Origin of the sequence: Brucella sp. NBRC 113783, from assembly GCF_040372265.1 — a bacterium.
In the GTDB taxonomy this organism is placed as follows: Bacteria; Pseudomonadota; Alphaproteobacteria; order Rhizobiales; family Rhizobiaceae; genus Brucella; species Brucella teleogrylli.
The window spans coordinates 520,791-539,988 of sequence record NZ_BAABRX010000002.1; the positions used below are offsets into that span (position 1 = coordinate 520,791).

Consider the following 19,198-nt stretch of genomic DNA (forward strand, 5'->3'; position numbering starts at 1 on the left):
TTTGATGCAGAAGCCTTATTCGGCAGCTGCTACTTCAGGAAGCTTAATGCTACCGCCAGCCTTTTCGATCTTCTCGACTGCCGACTTGGAAGCGCCAGCAACCTCAAAGGTTACCTTTGCCTTCAGTTCGCCATCCGAAAGAATGCGAACGCCGTCCTTGGCGCGACGAATCACACCAGCAGCCTTCAGCTCTTCGAGGTTCACAACAGCCTTGGCGTCCAGCTTGCCGGCGTCGATAGCGGCCTGAACACGGCCGAGCGACACAACGTTGAAGCTCTTTGCAAAGATGTTGGTGAAGCCGCGCTTCGGCAGACGACGGTAGATTGGCATCTGGCCGCCTTCGAAGCCATTGATCGAGACGCCCGAACGGGACTTCTGACCCTTGACGCCGCGGCCAGCGGTTTTACCTGTGCCCGAGCCGATACCACGGCCAACGCGCTTGCGCGCCTTGACGGAACCTGGCTTGTCACGCAGATCGTTGAGTTTCATGTCTCTATCCCCTGCGTTATCAGGCCTCGTCCACGATGCGGACGAGATGCTGAACCTTGGCGATCATGCCACGAACCGAAGGAGTATCCTCCAGCGTGCGGCGGCGGTGCATTTTATTAAGTCCGAGGCCGATCAGCGTTGCACGCTGTTCGGCTGGACGACGGATAGGGCTTCCGATCTGTTCGACCGTAACCGTCTTACCCTTCTTCTCAGCCATCACTCAAATCCTTTGTCTATGGCGTATCCGGTGGCCTGTTTCAGTGTCGAATGCAAATTCTTGCAGAAACTGTCAGACCCCGGACTAACACAAACTATCGGCTATTCTTCCGAACCGACCACATCATGGCGGCGAGCCTGAAGGGTCGAGTACTTGATGCCGCGCTGTGCCGCGATATCCTTCGGATGCATCTGATGCTTGAGAGCATCAAACGTCGCGCGAACCATGTTGTATGGGTTCGACGAACCGAGCGACTTGGCGACAACGTCCTGAACGCCGAGCGTTTCGAACACTGCACGCATCGGACCACCGGCGATGATACCCTTACCGGCAGGAGCTGCACGGAGCAGAACCTTGCCAGCACCGTGACGGCCTTCGACGTCATGATGCAGAGTACGACCCGAACGCAGCGGAACGAAGATCATGTCGCGCTTGGCAGCTTCGGTAGCCTTACGGATAGCTTCCGGCACTTCACGTGCCTTGCCATGACCGAAGCCTACGCGGCCCTTCTGATCGCCAACGACGACGAGAGCAGCAAAACCGAAGCGACGGCCGCCCTTGACGACCTTGGCTACGCGATTGATGTGAACGAGCTTGTCAACGAACTCGCTGTCGCGCTCCTCGCGACCGCGGTCTTCGCGGTTACGTTCTCTCTGTGCCATATCCTGATTTCCTTTTTTCTTTTCCGGAAGCACAAACTTCTATTAGAAGCTGAGGCCGCTTTCGCGGGCAGCTTCGGCGAGAGCCTTCACGCGGCCGTGGAAAATAAATGCACCACGGTCGAACACTACGTCCTTAACGCCAGCCTTGACGGCGCGCTCAGCAACCAGCTTGCCAACGGCAGCTGCTGCTGCCTGGTCTGCGCCGGTCTTGAGCTTGCCCTTGAGGTCGCCATCGAGGGTCGAAGCGGCCGCAAGCGTAACGCCGCGGACGTCGTCGATGATCTGGGCGTAGATGTTCTTCGAAGAGCGGTGTACGCTGAGGCGTGGTCGGCCGTTGGCGGCAGACTTGAGCTGACGGCGCACGCGAGCAGCGCGACGCTGCAAAGTTTCTTTTGGCGATGCCATGACGCGCTTCCCTTACTTCTTCTTGCCTTCTTTGCGGACGATCTTCTCGCCAGCATACTTGACGCCCTTGCCCTTGTAAGGCTCGGGGCCGCGATATTCGCGGATCTCAGCCGCGACCTGACCGACCTGCTGCTTGTCGATACCGGTGACGACGATTTCCGTCGGCTTCGGCACGGCAACAGTGATGCCAGCAGGCACGTCATAGACCACTTCATGGCTGAAGCCGAGAGAAAGCTGCAGGTTCTTGCCCTGCATGGCAGCGCGGTAACCGACGCCGCTGATTTCGAGCTTCTTCTCGAAGCCGTCCTTCACGCCAACAAAAATGTTGGAGATCATCGTGCGGGACATGCCCCACTTCGAACGAGCTTCCTTCGACTGGTCGCGCGGATCGACGCTGATAGCGCCGTCTTCCATCTTGACCAGAACTTCATCGTGCACGACGAAGGAGAGTTCACCCTTCGCGCCCTTGGCCTTGACGATCTGCCCATCAACACTGGCGGTCACGCCTGCCGGGACCGGCACGGGTTTTTTACCGATACGAGACATTTTAATACCTGTCTTTTATCTGTTCGCTGTCAACCGCATCAGAAGATGCGGCAGAGCAGCTCACCACCAACGTTTTGTTCACGGGCTTCATGATCCGCCATTACGCCCTTCGGCGTGGAGAGGATCGAGATGCCGAGGCCGTTTGCAACCTGCGGGATCGACTTGACCGACACATAAACGCGACGGCCAGGCTTCGATACGCGGCTGATCTCACGGATAACCGGAACACCTTCATAATACTTCAGCTCGATTTCGATCTCGGCCTTGCCGTTCACGAATTCGCTCTGCGAGTATCCGCGGATGTAACCTTCAGACTGAAGAACATCGAGAACGCGAGCGCGCAGCTTCGAAGCCGGGGTCGTAACCTTGGTCTTCTTGCGGCCTACTGCGTTGCGGATACGGGTCAGCATATCGCCGAGAGGATCTGACACAGACATATGCTACTCCTTACCAGCTCGACTTGACGACGCCCGGAATCTGTCCGAGCGAACCCAACTGACGCAGCGCAATACGCGACATCTTCAGTTTACGGTAATAACCACGCGGACGGCCCGATACTTCGCAACGATTGCGAATACGAACCTTCGACGAATTGCGCGGCAGTTCGGCAAGCCGGATAGTGGCGCGGAAGCGCTCCTCCAGCGGAAGGCCCTGATCCATTACGATCGCCTTCAGACGTGCACGCTTTTCAGCATGACGCTTAACCAACTTTTCGCGGCGCTTGTTTTTTTCGACTGCGCTAGTCTTGGCCATGTTATCTATACCTCGCTACGCTTGCCGTTACTGCCGAAACGGGAAGTTGAATGCACGCAGAAGAGAGCGCGCTTCATCATCCGTCTTGGCGGTCGTGCAAACGATGATGTCCATGCCCCAGATCTGATCAACCTTATCGTAGTTGATTTCGGGGAACACGATGTGCTCCTTGATGCCCATGGCGTAGTTGCCACGTCCGTCGAAGCTCTTCGGGTTCAGGCCGCGGAAGTCGCGAACGCGAGGAAGAGCGATCGTCACCAGACGATCAAGGAATTCATACATGCGGTCCTGGCGAAGGGTAACCTTCGTGCCAATCGGCATGCCTTCACGCAACTTGAAGGTTGCGATCGAGTTACGGGCGCGTGTGATGACGGCCTTCTGGCCGGCAATCTGGCTGAGGTCTTCAGCGGCAACCGAAGGCTTCTTCGAATCGCCGGTGGCTTCGCCAACGCCCATATTGAGGACAACCTTCGTGATGCGTGGAATCTGCATCTCGTTGTCGTATTTGAACTCTTCAAGGAGCGCTTTACGGATATTATCCTGATAAAGCTTCTTGAAGCGTGGAAGTGCCTTAGCTTCAGCCATCGATCAGCGCTCCAGAACGTTTTGCGACACGAACCTTCTTGCCGTCCTCAACGCGGAAACCGACGCGGGTCGGCTTGCCATCCTTGGGATCAGCAATTGCCAGGTTGGACAGGTGGATCGGCGCTTCCTTGGAGATAATGCCGGCTTCCTGGGTCTGGGTCTGGCGCTGATGACGCTTCACAATATTAATGCCACGAACGAGCGCCTGCTCGTCCTTAGGCATAACCTTAAGAACCTCGCCCTTACGGCCCTTGTCCTTACCGGACAGCACGACAACGCTGTCGCCTTTGCGAATCTTTTGCATCGTTGTGCTTCCTTACAGAACTTCCGGAGCCAGCGAGATGATCTTCATGTGGTTCTTTGCGCGAAGTTCGCGCGGAACCGGTCCGAAGATACGCGTGCCGATAGGCTCTTTCTTGTTATCGATGAGAACAGCTGCGTTGTTATCAAAACGAATTACGCTGCCGTCCGGACGACGGATGTCCTTGGCGGTGCGTACAACAACCGCCTTCATCACGTCACCCTTCTTGACGCGGCCGCGCGGAATAGCTTCCTTGATCGACACCACAATGATGTCGCCAACGGAAGCATAACGCCGCTTCGAGCCGCCCAGCACCTTGATGCACATGACACGACGTGCGCCGGAGTTATCCGCCACGTCGAGGTTTGTTTGCATCTGAATCATGACTGGCCGCCTTCTTTTCCTTCAGCTGGTTAAGGGCTCCTGCCCTACCTAAGCTGCGTGTTTGTAATTTAGCCCGCTGCTTCGTTCGTCAGAACGACCCAGCGTTTGTCCTTCGAGATCGGAGCCGATTCCTGAATGGAAACGGAATCACCAACCTTGAACTGGTTGTTTTCGTCATGCGCCTTGTACTTCTTCGACTGACGCACGGTCTTCTGGAGGAGCGGATGCGAATAGCGACGCTCAACCTTAACCACAACAGTCTTGTCGTTCTTATCGCTGACGACAACGCCCTGCAGAACGCGTTTAGGCATGATATTTTTTCCTTATGCCTTGCTTTCGGCCGCCTTCTGGCGGGCAATAGTCTTAATACGCGCGATGTCGCGGCGAACCTGCTTCACGCGCGCGGTCTTTTCGAGCTGGCCGGTAGCCTTCTGAAAGCGCAGATTGAACTGTTCTTTCTTCAGTGCGGCCAACTCGTCGTTCATCTGATCGGTGCTTTTCGCCCGAACGTCTGCGGCTTTCATCGTTGCCTCTCCTTATTCAGCAATGCGCTGGATAAAGCGCGTCTTGATCGGCAACTTTGCTGCGCCGAGTCTGAGGGCTTCGCGTGCCACATCTTCGGGTACGCCGTCAAGCTCAAACATCACGCGACCTGGTGCCACACGGCATGCCCAGAAGTCAACCGAACCCTTACCTTTACCCATACGGACTTCGGTAGGCTTCGAAGTTACCGGCAGGTCAGGGAAGATGCGGATCCACACGCGACCGGCACGTTTCATGTGACGGGTGATCGCGCGGCGAGCCGCTTCGATCTGACGTGCGGTGACGCGTTCCGGCTCGAGAGCCTTCAGACCGAAAGCACCGAAATTCAGATCCGTGCCGCCTTTCGAGTTGCCGTGGATACGGCCCTTGAACTGCTTGCGGAACTTGGTGCGCTTAGGCTGCATCATTGTTCTCTACTCCAAATTTCTCGCCCGCGGCCCGCTTTTTAAGCGTTTTCGCGGCGGCGGTTCGACGAGGAACCCTGATTGTCACCCTCGACCGCACGACGTTCGGAAGCCATCGGATCGTGTTCAAGGATCTCGCCCTTGAAGACCCAGACCTTCACGCCGCAGATACCATAAGCGGTCTTCGCTTCTGCTGTACCGTAGTCAATATCGGCGCGCAGAGTATGAAGCGGAACGCGACCTTCACGGTACCATTCCATGCGAGCGATTTCCGCACCACCCAGACGACCCGAGCAGTTGATACGGATACCTTCGGCTCCAAGACGCATTGCCGACTGAACGGCACGCTTCATGGCGCGACGGAATGCCACACGGCGTTCGAGCTGCTGAGCGATCGACTGAGCGATCAGCGTAGCGTCGATTTCCGGCTTGCGAACTTCAACGATGTTGAGCGAAGTATCGGCATTGGTCATCTCGGAAAGCTTCTTGCGGAGCTTTTCGATGTCTGCACCCTTCTTGCCGATGATGATGCCCGGACGAGCCGAGTGGATCGTCACGCGGCACTTCTTGTGCGGACGCTCAATTACGATCTTCGAAATCGCAGCCTGCTTGAGTTCCTCGGTGAGGAACTCGCGGATCTTCACATCTTCATGCAGCAGCTTGCCGTACTCACCGGTATTTGCGTACCAACGCGAATCCCAGGTGCGGTTGATGCCGAGACGAAGACCGATCGGATTAATCTTCTGACCCATTATGCGGCCTCCCCTTTTTCCGCGACTTCGCGGACAACAATGGTGAGATGCGAAAACGGCTTCTCGATACGGCTCGCGCGGCCACGGCCACGGACGTGGAAGCGCTTCATGACGATCGACTTGCCCACATAGGCTTCGGCGACGATCAAAGCATCGACGTCGAGGTCGTGATTATTTTCAGCGTTTGCAATCGCCGACTCTAGCGTCTTCTTAACCGTATCGGCGATCCGCTTGCGCGAGAACGTCAGATCGGCAAGTGCCGCATTCACTTTCTTGCCGCGAATCATGCTCGCGACAAGGTTAAGCTTCTGCGGGCTGACGCGGAGCGTACGGGCGACGGCTTTCGCCTCGTTATCCTTAAGCTGGCGGGGAGCCTTGGCCTTGCCCATCGTTACTTCCTCTTTGCCTTCTTGTCCGCGCCGTGACCGTAGTAGGTACGCGTAGGCGCGAATTCACCGAACTTGTGTCCGACCATTTCTTCCGAAATCGACACCGGCACATGCTTGTTGCCGTTGTAGACGCCGAAAGTCAGACCGACAAACTGCGGCAGGATGGTGGAGCGGCGGCTCCACATCTTGATAACTTCGTTACGACCGCCTTCGCGTACCTTCTCAGCCTTGTTGAGAAGATAGCCGTCGACAAACGGACCTTTCCAAACTGAACGAGCCACTTTAGACTACCTCTCTTACTTCTTGCGCTGATGGCGCGAACGCATGATGAACTTGTCAGTCGCCTTGTTCGAGCGCGTCTTCTTGCCCTTCGTAGGCTTGCCCCACGGAGTGACAGGGTGACGACCACCCGAGGTACGACCTTCACCACCACCATGCGGGTGATCGACCGGGTTCATTGCAACACCGCGAACGTGCGGACGCTTGCCACGCCATACCGAACGACCGGCCTTGCCGTCGTTGATATTGCCGTGATCCGGGTTCGAAACTGCACCAACCGAAGCGAAGCAGGCGCCGGAAACCAGACGCTGTTCACCAGAGTTGAGGCGCAGGATCGCCATGCCCTGGTCGCGACCGACGAGCTGGGCGTAGGTGCCAGCCGAACGTGCGATCTGACCGCCCTTACCAGGCTTCAGTTCGACGTTGTGGACGATCGTGCCAACTGGCATCGAAGCAAGCGGCATTGCGTTGCCCGGCTTAACGTCGACGGAATTACCAGCAATCACCTTGTCGCCGACAGCAAGACGCTGCGGAGCCAGGATGTATGCGAGTTCGCCGTCTTCGTAACGGATCAGCGCGATGAACGCGGTGCGGTTCGGATCGTATTCCAGGCGTTCGACGGTGCCCACGACGTCAAGCTTGCGACGCTTGAAATCGATGAAGCGGTACGAACGCTTGTGACCACCGCCCTGAAAGCGAACAGTGATACGACCGGTGTTGTTACGGCCACCCTTCTTGGACAGACCTTCGGTCAGGGACTTGACCGGCTTGCCCTTGTAGAGTTCCGAGCGATCCACGATGACCAGCTGACGCTGGCTCGGCGTGGTCGGATTAAAATGCTTGAGTGCCATTGTTTCTTACTCCAAGGCCTCTCAGAGACCGGTCGAAACGTCGATGCTCTGGCCTTCAGCCAAAGTAACGATCGCTTTCTTGACGTCGCTCTGGCGCCCGATAATGCCGCGGAACCGCTTGACCTTACCCTTGCGCACTGCAGTGTTGACTGCGGTAACCTTGACGCCGAACAGCGCTTCGACTGCAGCCTTGATTTCCGGCTTCGTTGCCTTGCGGGCTACGTTGAAGACGACCTGGTTGTGTTCAGAAACCAGAGTAGACTTCTCGGTGATAACCGGGCTGACGATCACGTCGTAATGGCGAAGATCAGTCATTTGAAACGCTCCTCGAGGGCTTCGACAGCCGCCTTGGAAAGCACGAGCTTGCCACGGCGAAGAATGTCGTAAACATTGATGCCCTGCACTGGCAGAACGTCGATGTTCGGGATGTTCGAAGCCGCACGCTGGAAGTTCACGTCGATCTCTGCGCCGCCGATGAGCAGTGCATTTTCAAGACCGAGCTTGGCGAACTGAGAAACAAGCTGCTTCGTCTTGGCTTCGGAAGCCGCCAGATCATCGATGATGATCAGGTCGGATGCCTTTGCCTTGGCGGAAAGAGCATGACGCAGGCCAAGAGCGCGAACCTTCTTCGGCAGGTCGTGTTCATGGCTACGGACAACTGGTCCGTGAGCCTGACCACCACCGCGGAACTGCGGAGCACGAGCCGAATGGTGACGAGCGCGACCCGTACCCTTCTGCTTGTACATCTTCGCGCCGGTGCGGCTTACGTCGCCACGGCCCTGAGCCTGATGGGAGCCCTGCTGGCGGCGAGCCAGCTGCCAGCGCACAACGCGCTGAAGAATGTCGTCACGCGGGTCGAGGCCGAAGATATCTTCGTTCAGCTTGACCTTGCCGGCATCCTTGCCTTCAAGAGTTGTAATCGTGAGATCCATTATTCGGCTCCCTCAGTCGCGGCGGCTTCAGCCTTGGCGGCACCTGCACGCAGAGCGGCCGGCTTCGGCGCGTTCTCAGGCAGCGAGACCTTGACTGCGTCGCGGACGATGATCCAGGCGCCCTTGGAGCCCGGAACCGCACCGCGGACCAGAATGAGGCCACGATCAGTGTCCGTCGAGACAACTTCAATATTCTGCGTGGTCACGCGGGTCTGGCCCATATGACCAGCCATCTTCTTGCCCTTGAACACCTTACCCGGGTCTTGACGCTGACCGGTCGAGCCGTGAGCGCGGTGGGTAATGGAGTTACCGTGGGAGGCGCGATGACCAGCAAAATTGTGACGCTTCATAACACCGGCAAAACCTTTACCGATCGAAGTACCCGTCACGTCGACCTTCTGGCCGGCGACGAAGTGTTCGGCGGTGATTTCCGCGCCGACTTCGAGGAGGTTGTCCGGAGAAACGCGGAATTCCGCAAGCTTCGCCTTGGGCTCGACCTCGGCCTTCGCGAAATGACCGCGCATAGCCTTGGACGTGTTCTTTACCTTGGCGATACCAACGCCAAGCTGAACAGCCGTGTAACCATTCTTTTCAACTGTACGCTGAGCTACCACGTGGCAATTCTCCATGCGGAGAACCGTCACCGGCACATGCTCGCCGGCGTCGTTATAGACGCGGGTCATGCCCAGCTTCTGTGCAATAACACCTGAACGCATCGGGTTCGTTCCTTCCGTCCTCAAGCCGATTAAAGCTTGATCTCGACATCGACACCGGCGGACAGATCGAGCTTCATCAGCGCGTCAACAGTCTGCGGGGTCGGGTCAACGATATCGAGAAGACGCTTGTGCGTGCGCATCTCGAACTGCTCGCGGCTCTTCTTGTCGATGTGCGGCGACCGGTTTACCGTGAACTTCTCGATCCGTGTTGGAAGCGGGATCGGTCCGCGCACATTTGCACCGGTACGCTTGGCAGTCGACACGATTTCCCGCGTCGAAGCGTCAAGGATCCGATGATCAAACGCCTTAAGGCGAATGCGGATATTTTGACCGTTCATTTCATCTGTTCCTTGTTACGCGGAGCGTCTCCGGAGAGACGCTCCTGCACAAACCTTAATTACTCGATGATCGAAGCGACGATGCCTGCACCGACGGTGCGGCCACCTTCACGGATAGCGAAGCGGAGCTTCTCTTCCATGGCGATCGGGACGATCAGCGAAACGTCAACGGTAACGTTGTCGCCAGGCATAACCATTTCCGTGCCTTCCGGCAGGGTCACAATACCGGTCACGTCAGTCGTACGGAAGTAGAACTGCGGGCGGTAGTTGGTGAAGAACGGCGTATGACGACCACCTTCGTCCTTGGTCAGAATGTAAGCTTCTGCCTTGAACTTGGTGTGCGGCTTGACCGAACCCGGCTTGCAGAGAACCTGACCGCGTTCAACGTCGTCACGGCCAACGCCGCGAACCAGTGCACCGATGTTGTCGCCAGCCTGGCCCTGATCGAGCAGCTTGCGGAACATTTCAACGCCGGTAACCGTCGTCTTCGAGGTTGCCTTAATGCCGACGATTTCAACTTCTTCGCCGACCTTGACGATACCGCGCTCAACGCGACCCGTCACAACCGTACCGCGACCCGAGATCGAGAACACGTCTTCGATCGGCATCAGGAACGGCTGGTCAACCGGACGTTCCGGGGTCGGGATGTAGTTGTCGACAGCGTCCATCAGGTTGCGGATTGCGTCTTCGCCGAGTTCCTTCGAGGAATCTTCGAGAGCTGCAAGAGCCGAGCCCTTGATGATCGGAACTTCGTCGCCCGGGAAGTCGTACTTCGAGAGAAGTTCGCGCACTTCCAGTTCAACCAGTTCGAGCAGTTCTGCGTCGTCAACCTGGTCGCACTTGTTCAGGAACACAACGATTGCCGGAACGCCAACCTGACGAGCGAGCAGGATGTGCTCACGGGTCTGCGGCATCGGGCCGTCAGCTGCCGAAACAACCAGGATCGCGCCGTCCATCTGTGCAGCGCCGGTGATCATGTTCTTCACATAGTCAGCGTGGCCTGGGCAATCGACGTGTGCGTAGTGACGGTTGGCAGTTTCGTACTCAACGTGAGCCGTCGAGATCGTGATACCGCGGGCGCGTTCTTCCGGTGCAGCGTCGATCTGGTCATACGCCTTGAATTCACCGAAGAACTTCGTGATCGCTGCAGTCAGCGAGGTCTTGCCATGGTCAACGTGACCGATGGTGCCGATGTTAACGTGGGGCTTCGTACGTTCAAACTTACTCTTTGCCATTTGAGCTCTCCGTAAATTTAGCCTGCTCAGGCATTCTTTTGATTGGGAGCGTAACCTTCAGATTACGCATGTCTTTCTCCCGGAACCGGTATCCACTTCCGGGAGACATGCGCTCCGATTACGCAAACTTCTTTTGGATTTCCTGTGCGACCGCCGTCGGAACCGGCTCATAATGGTCGAACTGCATCGTGTACTGTGCACGGCCCTGGGACATCGAACGCAGCGAATTCACGTAGCCAAACATGTTGGCCAGCGGAACGTTTGCATTGACGACCGTGGCGATGCCGCGGGCTTCGGTGCCGGAAATCTGACCGCGACGCGAGTTCAGATCGCCGATAACGTCACCAACGTAATCTTCCGGCGTAACAACCTCGACCTTCATGATCGGCTCGAGGAGTTGAGCGCCAGCCTTCTGCGCACCTTCACGGAACGCTGCACGGGACGCGATTTCGAAGGCGAGAACAGACGAGTCAACGTCATGGTACGCGCCGTCGATCAGGGTGGCCTTCACGCCGAGCATCGGGAAGCCGGCGAGCGGACCCGCACCCATGACGCTTTCGATACCCTTCTGGACACCCGGAATGTATTCCTTCGGAACCGATCCGCCGACGATCTTCGATTCGAAGATGAAATCGTCGCCATCATGCGGTTCGAAGATGATCTTCACGCGAGCGAACTGACCCGAACCACCCGACTGCTTCTTGTGGGTGTAATCGATTTCAGCCTGACGGGTGATCGATTCACGGTAAGCAACCTGCGGAGCACCGACGTTGGCTTCAACCTTGAATTCGCGCTTCATGCGATCGACGAGAATGTCGAGGTGAAGTTCGCCCATGCCGGCGATGATGGTCTGACCGGATTCTTCATCCGACTTTACGCGGAACGAAGGATCTTCAGCTGCCAGACGATTGAGCGCGATGCCCATCTTTTCCTGGTCGGCCTTGGTCTTCGGCTCGATCGCGATTTCGATAACCGGATCCGGGAATTCCATGCGTTCAAGGATAACCGGCTTCAGCGGATCGCAGAGCGTATCGCCAGTGGTGGTTTCCTTGAGGCCAGCCAGAGCAACGATGTCGCCAGCAAAGGCTTCTTCGATGTCTTCACGGCTGTTCGAGTGCATCTGCAGCATACGGCCGATACGCTCACGCTTGCCCTTGACGGTGTTTTCCAGCGAAACGCCCTTGGTCAGCTTGCCAGAGTAGATACGAGCAAAGGTGAGCGAACCGACGAACGGGTCGTTCATGATCTTGAACGCAAGCATCGACAGCGGAGCTTCATCCGAAGATTCGCGGGTCGTTTCGGTTTCCGTCTTGACGTCAATGCCCTTGATGGCAGGAACGTCGGTCGGAGCCGGCAGGAACTCGACAACAGCGTCAAGAAGCGGCTGAACGCCACGGTTCTTGAATGCGGTACCGCAGAGGATCGGATGGAACTTGACGTCGATCGTGCCCTTGCGGATCAGCGCGCGCAGCTCATCATTGGTCGGCATGGTGCCTTCCAGATATGCTTCCATCGCGGCTTCGTCGATTTCCACGGCCAGCTCGATGAGCTTTTCGCGGTATTCTTCAGCCTTGTCCTTGAGGTCTGCAGGAATTTCGCCAACTTCGGCAGCTGCGCCGATGGTGCCATCCCAGGTCAGGGCCTTCATTTCGATCAGGTCGATAACGCCGGTGAACTCGTTTTCAGCGCCGATCGGCAGCTGAACCGGAAGTGCAACAGCGCCAAGACGCGAGCCAACCATTTCTACGCAACGGTAGAAGTCAGCACCGATCTTGTCCATCTTGTTGACGAAGACCATACGGGGGACGTGGTACTTTTCAGCCTGACGCCACACGGTTTCCGTCTGAGGCTCAACGCCAGCGTTGGCGTCGAGCAGCGCGATCGCGCCGTCGAGAACGCGGAGCGAACGTTCAACTTCAATCGTGAAGTCGACGTGGCCCGGAGTGTCGATGATGTTGAAGCGGCGCTTCTTGCCATCCCGGCCCTGCCAGAACGTGGTCGTAGCAGCGGACGTGATGGTGATACCGCGTTCCTGTTCCTGCTCCATCCAGTCCATGGTCGACGCACCATCGTGGGTTTCGCCGATCTTATGGTTCTTACCGGTATAGAACAGGATGCGCTCGGTCATCGTCGTCTTACCGGCGTCGATGTGAGCCATGATACCGAAATTGCGGTAGTCTTCGATTTTGTATTCGCGGGCCATGATAGTCGCTCTTTGAATAGGTTTCGACGATTACCAGCGGTAATGCGAGAAGGCGCGGTTGGCTTCAGCCATGCGATGCGTGTCTTCACGCTTCTTCACAGCAGAACCACGGTTGTTAGCAGCATCAAGCAGCTCACCGGACAGACGATCAATCATTGTCGTCTCGTTACGGCCACGAGCAGCATTAATGAGCCAACGGATGGCAAGCGCCTGGCGGCGTTCTGGACGCACATCGACCGGAACCTGATAGGTTGCACCACCAACGCGGCGCGAACGGACTTCGATGTGCGGAGCTACGTTGTCGAGCGCCTGATGGAACAGCGCGACCGGCTCGGACTTCGCCTTGGCTTCGATTGAATCGAGCGCACCGTAAACGATGCTTTCAGCAACCGACTTCTTGCCATGCAGCATGACTGCATTCATAAACTTCGTGATAACGAGATCGCCGAACTTTGGATCCGGATTAATCTCACGCTTCTCAGCCTTATGGCGTCTGGACATTTCGTCTCTTCTTTCAATTACATCGGGCTCAGCTCGCCTTCTGGCGGCCGGTATCCCCGGAAAATCTTACTTCGGACGCTTTGCACCGTACTTCGAACGGCGCTGCTTGCGGTTCTTGACACCCTGGGTATCGAGAACGCCGCGGATGATGTGGTAACGCACACCCGGCAAGTCCTTTACACGACCGCCGCGGATCATGACGACCGAGTGCTCCTGCAGGTTATGCCCTTCACCAGGGATATAACCGATAACTTCGAAGCCGTTCGTCAGACGAACCTTGGCAACCTTACGGAGAGCCGAGTTCGGCTTCTTCGGGGTCGTCGTATACACGCGGGTGCAAACGCCGCGCTTTTGAGGGTTTGCCTGCAGTGCAGGAACCTTATTGCGCTTTACCGGCGCAATGCGCGGCTTGCGGATAAGCTGGTTTACGGTTGGCATACAACCTTCCTCTATAAAAAATCTCGTATCCACGCCCATATGGGCCGTTTCACCGCCATGCTGATGCACGAATTCGGGACAAGTCACGACAACCGGTGACCACCCCGAACAAAAGCAGAGGAAGCTGACGCTTCATGCGAACGGCAAATTGCATTTCGATCGTAAAACGAACCCTGTTTGAGACGAACTTCAGGACGCGTCGTCCCGAACAAGCCTGCCTCACATCGGCTCAGATGGGCTGCTGATACGTCTTTAGCGACGTTTCGTCAAGGGAGTTGGGCCAAGTTTCTTCGCCAAAGGGCAGGAAACCGGCGTTTCGGCCTTCGCCGGACAGGTTATTGCGCTGTAATCGGCGCGAAATCGCACTTATTTCGCGATCAAAACCGTCATTTTCACGTGGCACCATGGTGTTGGCGCCCGTGAGCCGTTATTGAAACACATCCGAGTCGAAACGCAACCCAATATTAAGAGATTCTCAATGTCTTCCACCACTGCATCCACCGGCGACGATTCGCCAACCGTCCACCTGGTCATCGCCGACGTCTGGAACGAGGGTGAAGAATCCCCCGTCGAAGTGCATCTGCTCTTGAAGGCGGACGAAGACGAAGATCTGGTTCAGACCGTTCTCGGCATTCTCGCTGAGGAAGGTTATCATGAAGCCGAACTTCTTGAGATGGGCACCCTCACCGAAGAGCCTGCTGAAGAGCCGCACAAAAGTGCATGGGCAACCGCTCTGAGCGGTGAAGTCGCGCTGATCGAATTTGACGGCGACGACGAAGAAGAAGAGTAAGATTTAGCGAAAGCGTTTCCGGTACGGGTGCGAAGCACTCCGCGGAAAATGCTTCCGTGAACAAGGCGCATTCCGAAAACCGGATGCGCCTTTTTCTTTTGCTTTCATAGCGCCCCATCTCCTGCTCAAAGGGACAAACAAAAAGGCCGCCTCGAAGGGCGGCCTTTTCAGTTTTGTATCTACCGATTACTCGGCAGCGTTGTTGGTCATGTCCACCAGCATCGCATTGGCTTCCGACGAACCGGAAGACTTGCGGCGCTCGTCGATGATCAGCTCGTCGCGAGCTGTCGCGATACGACGGATCTGGTTGGTCATGCCGCCAGTACCGGCCGGGATAAGACGGCCGACGATGACGTTTTCCTTGAGCCCCTGCAGCGTGTCCATCTTGCCGGCAACCGCAGCTTCGGTAAGCACGCGGGTCGTTTCCTGGAACGACGCAGCCGAGATGAAGGACGGAGTCTGCAACGAAGCCTTGGTGATGCCGAGGAGGACAGGATTGCCGTAACCCGGCTTCTTGCCTTCTTCGACCAGACGTTCGTTGATCTCGTCGAGTTCGATACGATCCACGTGATCGCCGGTGATGTAACCGGTATCGCCGGATTCGGTGATCTCGACCTTCTGCAGCATCTGACGGACAATCACTTCGATGTGCTTGTCGTTGATCAAAACGCCCTGCAAACGATAGACTTCCTGGATTTCGTTCACGAGGTACGAAGCCAGAGCTTCGACGCCCTTGATCGCCAGAATGTCATGCGGTGCCGGGTTGCCGTCGAGGATGTACTCACCCTTTTCGATGACGTCACCGTCCTGAAGATGGAACGGCTTGCCCTTCGGAATGAGGTACTCGACCGGCTCGACCGTGTCGTCGTTCGGCTCGATGATGATGCGACGCTTGTTCTTGTAGTCGCGACCGAAACGAACAGTACCATCGATCTCTGCGATGACGGCATGGTCCTTCGGACGACGTGCTTCGAACAGTTCGGCAACGCGCGGCAGACCACCGGTGATGTCCTTGGTCTTGGCGCTTTCCATCGGCAGACGGGCGATAACGTCACCAGCCTTCACATGCGCGCCCGGTTCGACCGAAAGGATCGATTCCACCGAGAGCATGAAGCGGGCATCACCACCCTTCGACAGCTTGAGGATCTTGCCGGCCTTGTCCTTGATGACCATGGCAGGCTTGAGATCCGAACCGCGCGGGGTCGAACGCCAGTCGATAACGACGCGCTTGGTGATACCGGTCGACTCGTCAGCCGATTCCGAAACCGAAAGACCATCGACGAGATCTTCGAACTCAACGTAGCCTTCAACTTCGGTCATGATCGGACGGGTATACGGATCCCACTCGGCAATACGCTGACCGCGCTTGACCGTGTCGGCCTCGTCAACGAACAGACGCGAACCGTAGGTCACGCGATGGACCGCACGTTCCTTGCCCGTGTTGTCGAGGATCAGCACAGCCATGTTACGGCCCATCACTACGAGGTTGCCATCGGAGTTGCGAACCACATTGCGGTTGCGCAGCTTGACGGTGCCTTCATACGAAGCTTCCAGATAGGACGAGTCGACAACCTGTGCCGTGCCGCCCAAGTGGAAGGTACGCATGGTGAGCTGGGTGCCCGGCTCGCCAATCGACTGAGCGGCGATCACGCCGACAGCTTCGCCCTGGTTGACCGGAGTACCGCGTGCGAGGTCGCGACCGTAGCACTTGGCGCAAACGCCGTTACGGGTTTCGCAGGTCAGTGCCGAACGGATGCGGATCGACTGGATACCAGCCTTCTCGATGATCTCGACGTCCTTTTCCTCGATCATGCGGCCAGCTTCGACGATGACTTCGCCGGTTGCCGGATGCAGGATCGGATCAAGAGCCGTTCGGCCCAGAACGCGCTGACCAATCGAAGCCACGATCTGGCCGGCATCGACGATCGGCTGCATGGTGAGACCGATTTCGGCGCCGCAATCGACTTCCGAAATGATCGCATCCTGTGCAACGTCAACGAGACGACGGGTCAGGTAGCCCGAGTTAGCCGTCTTCAAGGCGGTGTCTGCCAGACCCTTACGGGCACCGTGGGTCGAGTTGAAGTACTCGTTAACGGTAAGGCCTTCCTTGAAGTTCGAGATGATCGGGGTTTCGATGATTTCACCTGACGGCTTGGCCATCAGGCCGCGCATACCGCCAAGCTGACGCATCTGGTTGACCGAACCACGGGCACCCGAATGCGACATCATGTAGACCGAGTTCATCTGCTTCTGGCGACCGGTCACCGGATCGAATTCGACGGCCTTCAGGCGCGCCATCATCTCTTCGGTGATCTTATCGGTTGCCTTGCCCCAGGCGTCGACGACCTTGTTGTACTTTTCGCCCTGAGTGATCAGGCCGTCATTGTACTGCTGTTCGTATTCGGTCGTGAGCGCTTCGGTGTCCGCAACGATCTTCGCCTTGGTGTCCGGAATGACCATGTCATCCTTACCGAACGAGATACCCGCACGGCAGGCATGGGCAAAGCCGAGCTGCATGATGCGATCGCAGAAGATAACCGTCTCTTTCTGACCGCAATGGCGGTAGACGTGGTCGATCATCTTGGAGATGTTCTTCTTGGTCATCTCCTGATTGCAGATATCGAACGGCACATTGGCGTTCTTCGGCAGCAGTTCACCCGTGATCATGCGGCCAGGCGTCGTGTCGTAAATCTTCGACACAGGCTTGCCTTCGGCATCGACCGTCTTGAAACGACCCTTGATCTTGGTGTGCAGCGTGACGACCTTGGTTTCCAGAGCGTGCTGAAGTTCGCCCATATCGGCAAACATCATGCCCTCGCCCGGCTCCTTGTCTGCCACGATGGACAGATAATAGAGGCCGAGAACCATGTCCTGCGAAGGAACGATGATCGGCGCGCCGTTGGCCGGGTGCAGGATGTTGTTGGTCGACATCATCAGCACGCGTGCTTCAAGCTGGGCTTCAAGCGACAGCGGCACGTGAACAGCCATCTGGTCACCGTCGAAGTCGGCGTTGAAAGCCGTACAAACGAGCGGATGCAGCTGGATTGCCTTGCCTTCGATCAGAGTGGGTTCGAAGGCCTGGATGCCGAGACGGTGCAGCGTCGGAGCGCGGTTCAAAAGAACCGGATGCTCACGGATCACTTCGTCAAGGATATCCCAGACTTCCGGACGTTCCTTTTCAACCAGCTTCTTCGCCTGCTTGACGGTGGACGAATAGCCCTTGGCGTCAAGGCGAGCGTAGATGAACGGCTTGAACAGTTCGAGCGCCATCTTCTTCGGCAGACCGCACTGGTGCAGCTTCAGTTCTGGACCGGTCACGATAACCGAACGGCCAGAATAGTCGACGCGCTTGCCGAGCAGGTTCTGACGGAAGCGACCCTGCTTGCCCTTGAGCATGTCGGACAGCGACTTCAGCGGACGCTTATTGGCGCCCGTAATCACGCGGCCACGACGACCGTTGTCGAACAGCGCGTCCACAGCTTCCTGCAGCATGCGCTTTTCGTTACGGATGATGATGCCCGGTGCGCGCAGTTCGATCAGACGCTTCAGACGGTTGTTACGGTTGATGACGCGGCGGTACAGATCGTTCAGATCCGACGTCGCGAAACGACCGCCGTCCAGCGGCACGAGCGGACGCAGATCCGGCGGGATGACCGGCACGATCTTCATGATCATCCATTCCGGACGGTTTCCCGACTCCAGAAAGTTTTCGACGATCTTCAGACGCTTCATCAGCTTCTTCTGCTTCAGGTCCGAGGTGGTCTCGGCCAGATCGACGCGCAGATCGGCGGCAATCTTTTCGAGTTCCATCGAAGCCAGAAGCTCGTAGATAGCTTCTGCACCAATAAGAGCCGTGAACTGATCTTCGCCGAATTCATCGACGGCGATCATGTATTCCTCTTCCGAAAGAAGCTGATGCTCCTTCAGCGAGGTCAGGCCCGGTTCGGTCACGATGTAGTTTTCGAAATACAGGACGCGCTCGATATCCTTGAGCGTCATGTCCAGCAGCGTGCCGATACGGCTCGGCAGCGACTTCAAAAACCAGATGTGAGCAACCGGAGCTGCGAGTTCGATATGGCCCATACGCTCGCGACGAACGCGAGAGAGCGTGACTTCCACACCGCATTTTTCGCAGATGATGCCTTTGTATTTCATACGCTTGTACTTGCCGCACAAGCATTCATAGTCCTTGATCGGGCCGAAGATGCGCGCGCAGAAGAGACCATCGCGTTCTGGCTTGAACGTGCGGTAGTTGATCGTCTCCGGCTTCTTGATCTCGCCGTATGACCAGGACAGAATCTTCTCAGGGCTGGCGATCGAGATTCTGATGGAATCGAACGTTTGCGCTGGAGCCTGAGGATTGAAAAGATTCATGACCTCTTGGTTCATGCCGTTCTCCTTAAGGGCGATCCGCCGCCCTGTGTGTCGTCGATGACAGGCTGAAAATCCCTGCCATCTGGAAAAGAAATCGCGGTACTACTCAGT

The 19,198-nt window shown here is 56.9% G+C and carries 28 protein-coding genes; 1 reads left to right on the forward strand and 27 read right to left on the reverse strand.

Going from position 1 to position 19,198, the window contains the following annotated elements:
- Window positions 1-15: 15 nt before the first annotated feature.
- From rplO to ABWW11_RS07950, 26 genes are all read right to left on the reverse strand, one after another.
- Complete coding sequence (gene rplO, locus ABWW11_RS07825; RefSeq protein ID WP_319080689.1) at window positions 16-489, reverse strand: 50S ribosomal protein L15; 474 nt, start codon at window positions 487-489, stop codon at window positions 16-18.
- A 19-nt stretch (window positions 490-508) separates the two neighbouring features.
- The gene (rpmD, locus tag ABWW11_RS07830) at window positions 509-706 is read right to left on the reverse strand and encodes a 50S ribosomal protein L30 (RefSeq protein ID WP_078340784.1); all 198 of its coding nucleotides are present in this window, start codon (window positions 704-706) and stop codon (window positions 509-511) included.
- 101 nt (window positions 707-807) lie between these two features.
- Entirely contained in the window at window positions 808-1,368 is a 561-nt protein-coding gene (rpsE, locus tag ABWW11_RS07835) for a 30S ribosomal protein S5 (RefSeq protein ID WP_006467009.1), read from the reverse strand.
- A gap of 42 nt (window positions 1,369-1,410) precedes the next feature.
- Entirely contained in the window at window positions 1,411-1,773 is a 363-nt protein-coding gene (rplR, locus tag ABWW11_RS07840) for a 50S ribosomal protein L18 (protein ID WP_078340783.1), read from the reverse strand.
- 12 nt (window positions 1,774-1,785) lie between these two features.
- Window positions 1,786-2,319, reverse strand: coding sequence for a 50S ribosomal protein L6 (gene rplF / locus ABWW11_RS07845; RefSeq protein WP_109369220.1), 534 nt, complete (start codon window positions 2,317-2,319; stop codon window positions 1,786-1,788).
- A gap of 38 nt (window positions 2,320-2,357) precedes the next feature.
- Window positions 2,358-2,756, reverse strand: a complete 399-nt coding sequence (rpsH, locus tag ABWW11_RS07850) for a 30S ribosomal protein S8 (RefSeq protein WP_078340781.1) — start codon at window positions 2,754-2,756, stop codon at window positions 2,358-2,360.
- 10 nt (window positions 2,757-2,766) lie between these two features.
- Window positions 2,767-3,072, reverse strand: a complete 306-nt coding sequence (gene rpsN, locus ABWW11_RS07855; RefSeq protein WP_109369221.1) for a 30S ribosomal protein S14 — start codon at window positions 3,070-3,072, stop codon at window positions 2,767-2,769.
- Window positions 3,073-3,099: 27 nt separating this feature from the next.
- On the reverse strand, window positions 3,100-3,657 hold the full coding sequence (rplE, locus tag ABWW11_RS07860; protein ID WP_109369222.1) for a 50S ribosomal protein L5: 558 nt from the start codon (window positions 3,655-3,657) through the stop codon (window positions 3,100-3,102).
- Complete coding sequence (gene rplX, locus ABWW11_RS07865; RefSeq protein WP_006467020.1) at window positions 3,650-3,961, reverse strand: 50S ribosomal protein L24; 312 nt, start codon at window positions 3,959-3,961, stop codon at window positions 3,650-3,652. Before rplX ends, rplE begins: the two co-directional genes overlap by 8 nt.
- A 12-nt stretch (window positions 3,962-3,973) precedes the next feature.
- Window positions 3,974-4,342 carry a 50S ribosomal protein L14 gene (rplN, locus tag ABWW11_RS07870; RefSeq protein WP_004683923.1) on the reverse strand — a complete coding sequence of 123 codons (369 nt, stop codon included), beginning with the start codon at window positions 4,340-4,342 and terminating at the stop codon, window positions 3,974-3,976.
- Between the two features lie 68 nt (window positions 4,343-4,410).
- Window positions 4,411-4,653 (reverse strand): 30S ribosomal protein S17, encoded by a 243-nt coding sequence (gene rpsQ, locus ABWW11_RS07875; RefSeq protein ID WP_109369223.1) that lies wholly within the window; start codon window positions 4,651-4,653, stop codon window positions 4,411-4,413.
- Window positions 4,654-4,665: 12 nt separating this feature from the next.
- Window positions 4,666-4,866 (reverse strand): 50S ribosomal protein L29, encoded by a 201-nt coding sequence (rpmC, locus tag ABWW11_RS07880; RefSeq protein WP_078340776.1) that lies wholly within the window; start codon window positions 4,864-4,866, stop codon window positions 4,666-4,668.
- Between the two features lie 12 nt (window positions 4,867-4,878).
- Window positions 4,879-5,292: a 50S ribosomal protein L16 gene (rplP, locus tag ABWW11_RS07885; protein WP_109369224.1), complete on the reverse strand. Its 414-nt coding sequence runs from the start codon at window positions 5,290-5,292 to the stop codon at window positions 4,879-4,881.
- A 38-nt stretch (window positions 5,293-5,330) separates the two neighbouring features.
- Entirely contained in the window at window positions 5,331-6,041 is a 711-nt protein-coding gene (gene rpsC / locus ABWW11_RS07890) for a 30S ribosomal protein S3 (protein WP_006467024.1), read from the reverse strand.
- Complete coding sequence (gene rplV / locus ABWW11_RS07895; RefSeq protein WP_109369225.1) at window positions 6,041-6,430, reverse strand: 50S ribosomal protein L22; 390 nt, start codon at window positions 6,428-6,430, stop codon at window positions 6,041-6,043. The genes rpsC and rplV overlap by 1 nt, the downstream gene beginning before the upstream one ends.
- 2 nt (window positions 6,431-6,432) lie before the next feature.
- A complete protein-coding gene (gene rpsS / locus ABWW11_RS07900) occupies window positions 6,433-6,711 on the reverse strand; it encodes a 30S ribosomal protein S19 (protein WP_109369226.1) in 279 nt (92 codons plus the stop codon).
- A gap of 15 nt (window positions 6,712-6,726) precedes the next feature.
- Window positions 6,727-7,560, reverse strand: coding sequence for a 50S ribosomal protein L2 (rplB, locus tag ABWW11_RS07905; RefSeq protein ID WP_109369227.1), 834 nt, complete (start codon window positions 7,558-7,560; stop codon window positions 6,727-6,729).
- 21 nt (window positions 7,561-7,581) lie between these two features.
- On the reverse strand, window positions 7,582-7,875 hold the full coding sequence (locus ABWW11_RS07910; RefSeq protein ID WP_078340773.1) for a 50S ribosomal protein L23: 294 nt from the start codon (window positions 7,873-7,875) through the stop codon (window positions 7,582-7,584).
- Complete coding sequence (gene rplD, locus ABWW11_RS07915; protein WP_078340772.1) at window positions 7,872-8,492, reverse strand: 50S ribosomal protein L4; 621 nt, start codon at window positions 8,490-8,492, stop codon at window positions 7,872-7,874. The genes ABWW11_RS07910 and rplD overlap by 4 nt, the downstream gene beginning before the upstream one ends.
- Complete coding sequence (rplC, locus tag ABWW11_RS07920; protein WP_109369228.1) at window positions 8,492-9,208, reverse strand: 50S ribosomal protein L3; 717 nt, start codon at window positions 9,206-9,208, stop codon at window positions 8,492-8,494. Before rplC ends, rplD begins: the two co-directional genes overlap by 1 nt.
- A gap of 29 nt (window positions 9,209-9,237) precedes the next feature.
- On the reverse strand, window positions 9,238-9,546 hold the full coding sequence (rpsJ, locus tag ABWW11_RS07925; protein ID WP_002964363.1) for a 30S ribosomal protein S10: 309 nt from the start codon (window positions 9,544-9,546) through the stop codon (window positions 9,238-9,240).
- Between the two features lie 59 nt (window positions 9,547-9,605).
- A complete protein-coding gene (gene tuf, locus ABWW11_RS07930) occupies window positions 9,606-10,781 on the reverse strand; it encodes an elongation factor Tu (RefSeq protein ID WP_109369229.1) in 1,176 nt (391 codons plus the stop codon).
- Between the two features lie 118 nt (window positions 10,782-10,899).
- The gene (gene fusA / locus ABWW11_RS07935; RefSeq protein ID WP_109369230.1) at window positions 10,900-12,984 is read right to left on the reverse strand and encodes an elongation factor G; all 2,085 of its coding nucleotides are present in this window, start codon (window positions 12,982-12,984) and stop codon (window positions 10,900-10,902) included.
- A 30-nt stretch (window positions 12,985-13,014) separates the two neighbouring features.
- On the reverse strand, window positions 13,015-13,485 hold the full coding sequence (gene rpsG / locus ABWW11_RS07940) for a 30S ribosomal protein S7 (protein WP_109369231.1): 471 nt from the start codon (window positions 13,483-13,485) through the stop codon (window positions 13,015-13,017).
- A 66-nt stretch (window positions 13,486-13,551) separates the two neighbouring features.
- Complete coding sequence (gene rpsL / locus ABWW11_RS07945) at window positions 13,552-13,923, reverse strand: 30S ribosomal protein S12 (protein WP_006471111.1); 372 nt, start codon at window positions 13,921-13,923, stop codon at window positions 13,552-13,554.
- A gap of 229 nt (window positions 13,924-14,152) precedes the next feature.
- Window positions 14,153-14,329 carry a hypothetical protein gene (locus tag ABWW11_RS07950; protein ID WP_167836016.1) on the reverse strand — a complete coding sequence of 59 codons (177 nt, stop codon included), beginning with the start codon at window positions 14,327-14,329 and terminating at the stop codon, window positions 14,153-14,155.
- Between the two features lie 72 nt (window positions 14,330-14,401).
- On the opposite strand from ABWW11_RS07950, the gene ABWW11_RS07955 reads away from it, so the two are divergent.
- Window positions 14,402-14,713, forward strand: a complete 312-nt coding sequence (locus tag ABWW11_RS07955; RefSeq protein ID WP_109369232.1) for a hypothetical protein — start codon at window positions 14,402-14,404, stop codon at window positions 14,711-14,713.
- A 186-nt stretch (window positions 14,714-14,899) separates the two neighbouring features.
- Here ABWW11_RS07955 and rpoC read toward each other — a convergent pair whose 3' ends face one another.
- Complete coding sequence (gene rpoC / locus ABWW11_RS07960; protein ID WP_109369233.1) at window positions 14,900-19,102, reverse strand: DNA-directed RNA polymerase subunit beta'; 4,203 nt, start codon at window positions 19,100-19,102, stop codon at window positions 14,900-14,902.
- Window positions 19,103-19,198: the final 96 nt, after the last annotated feature.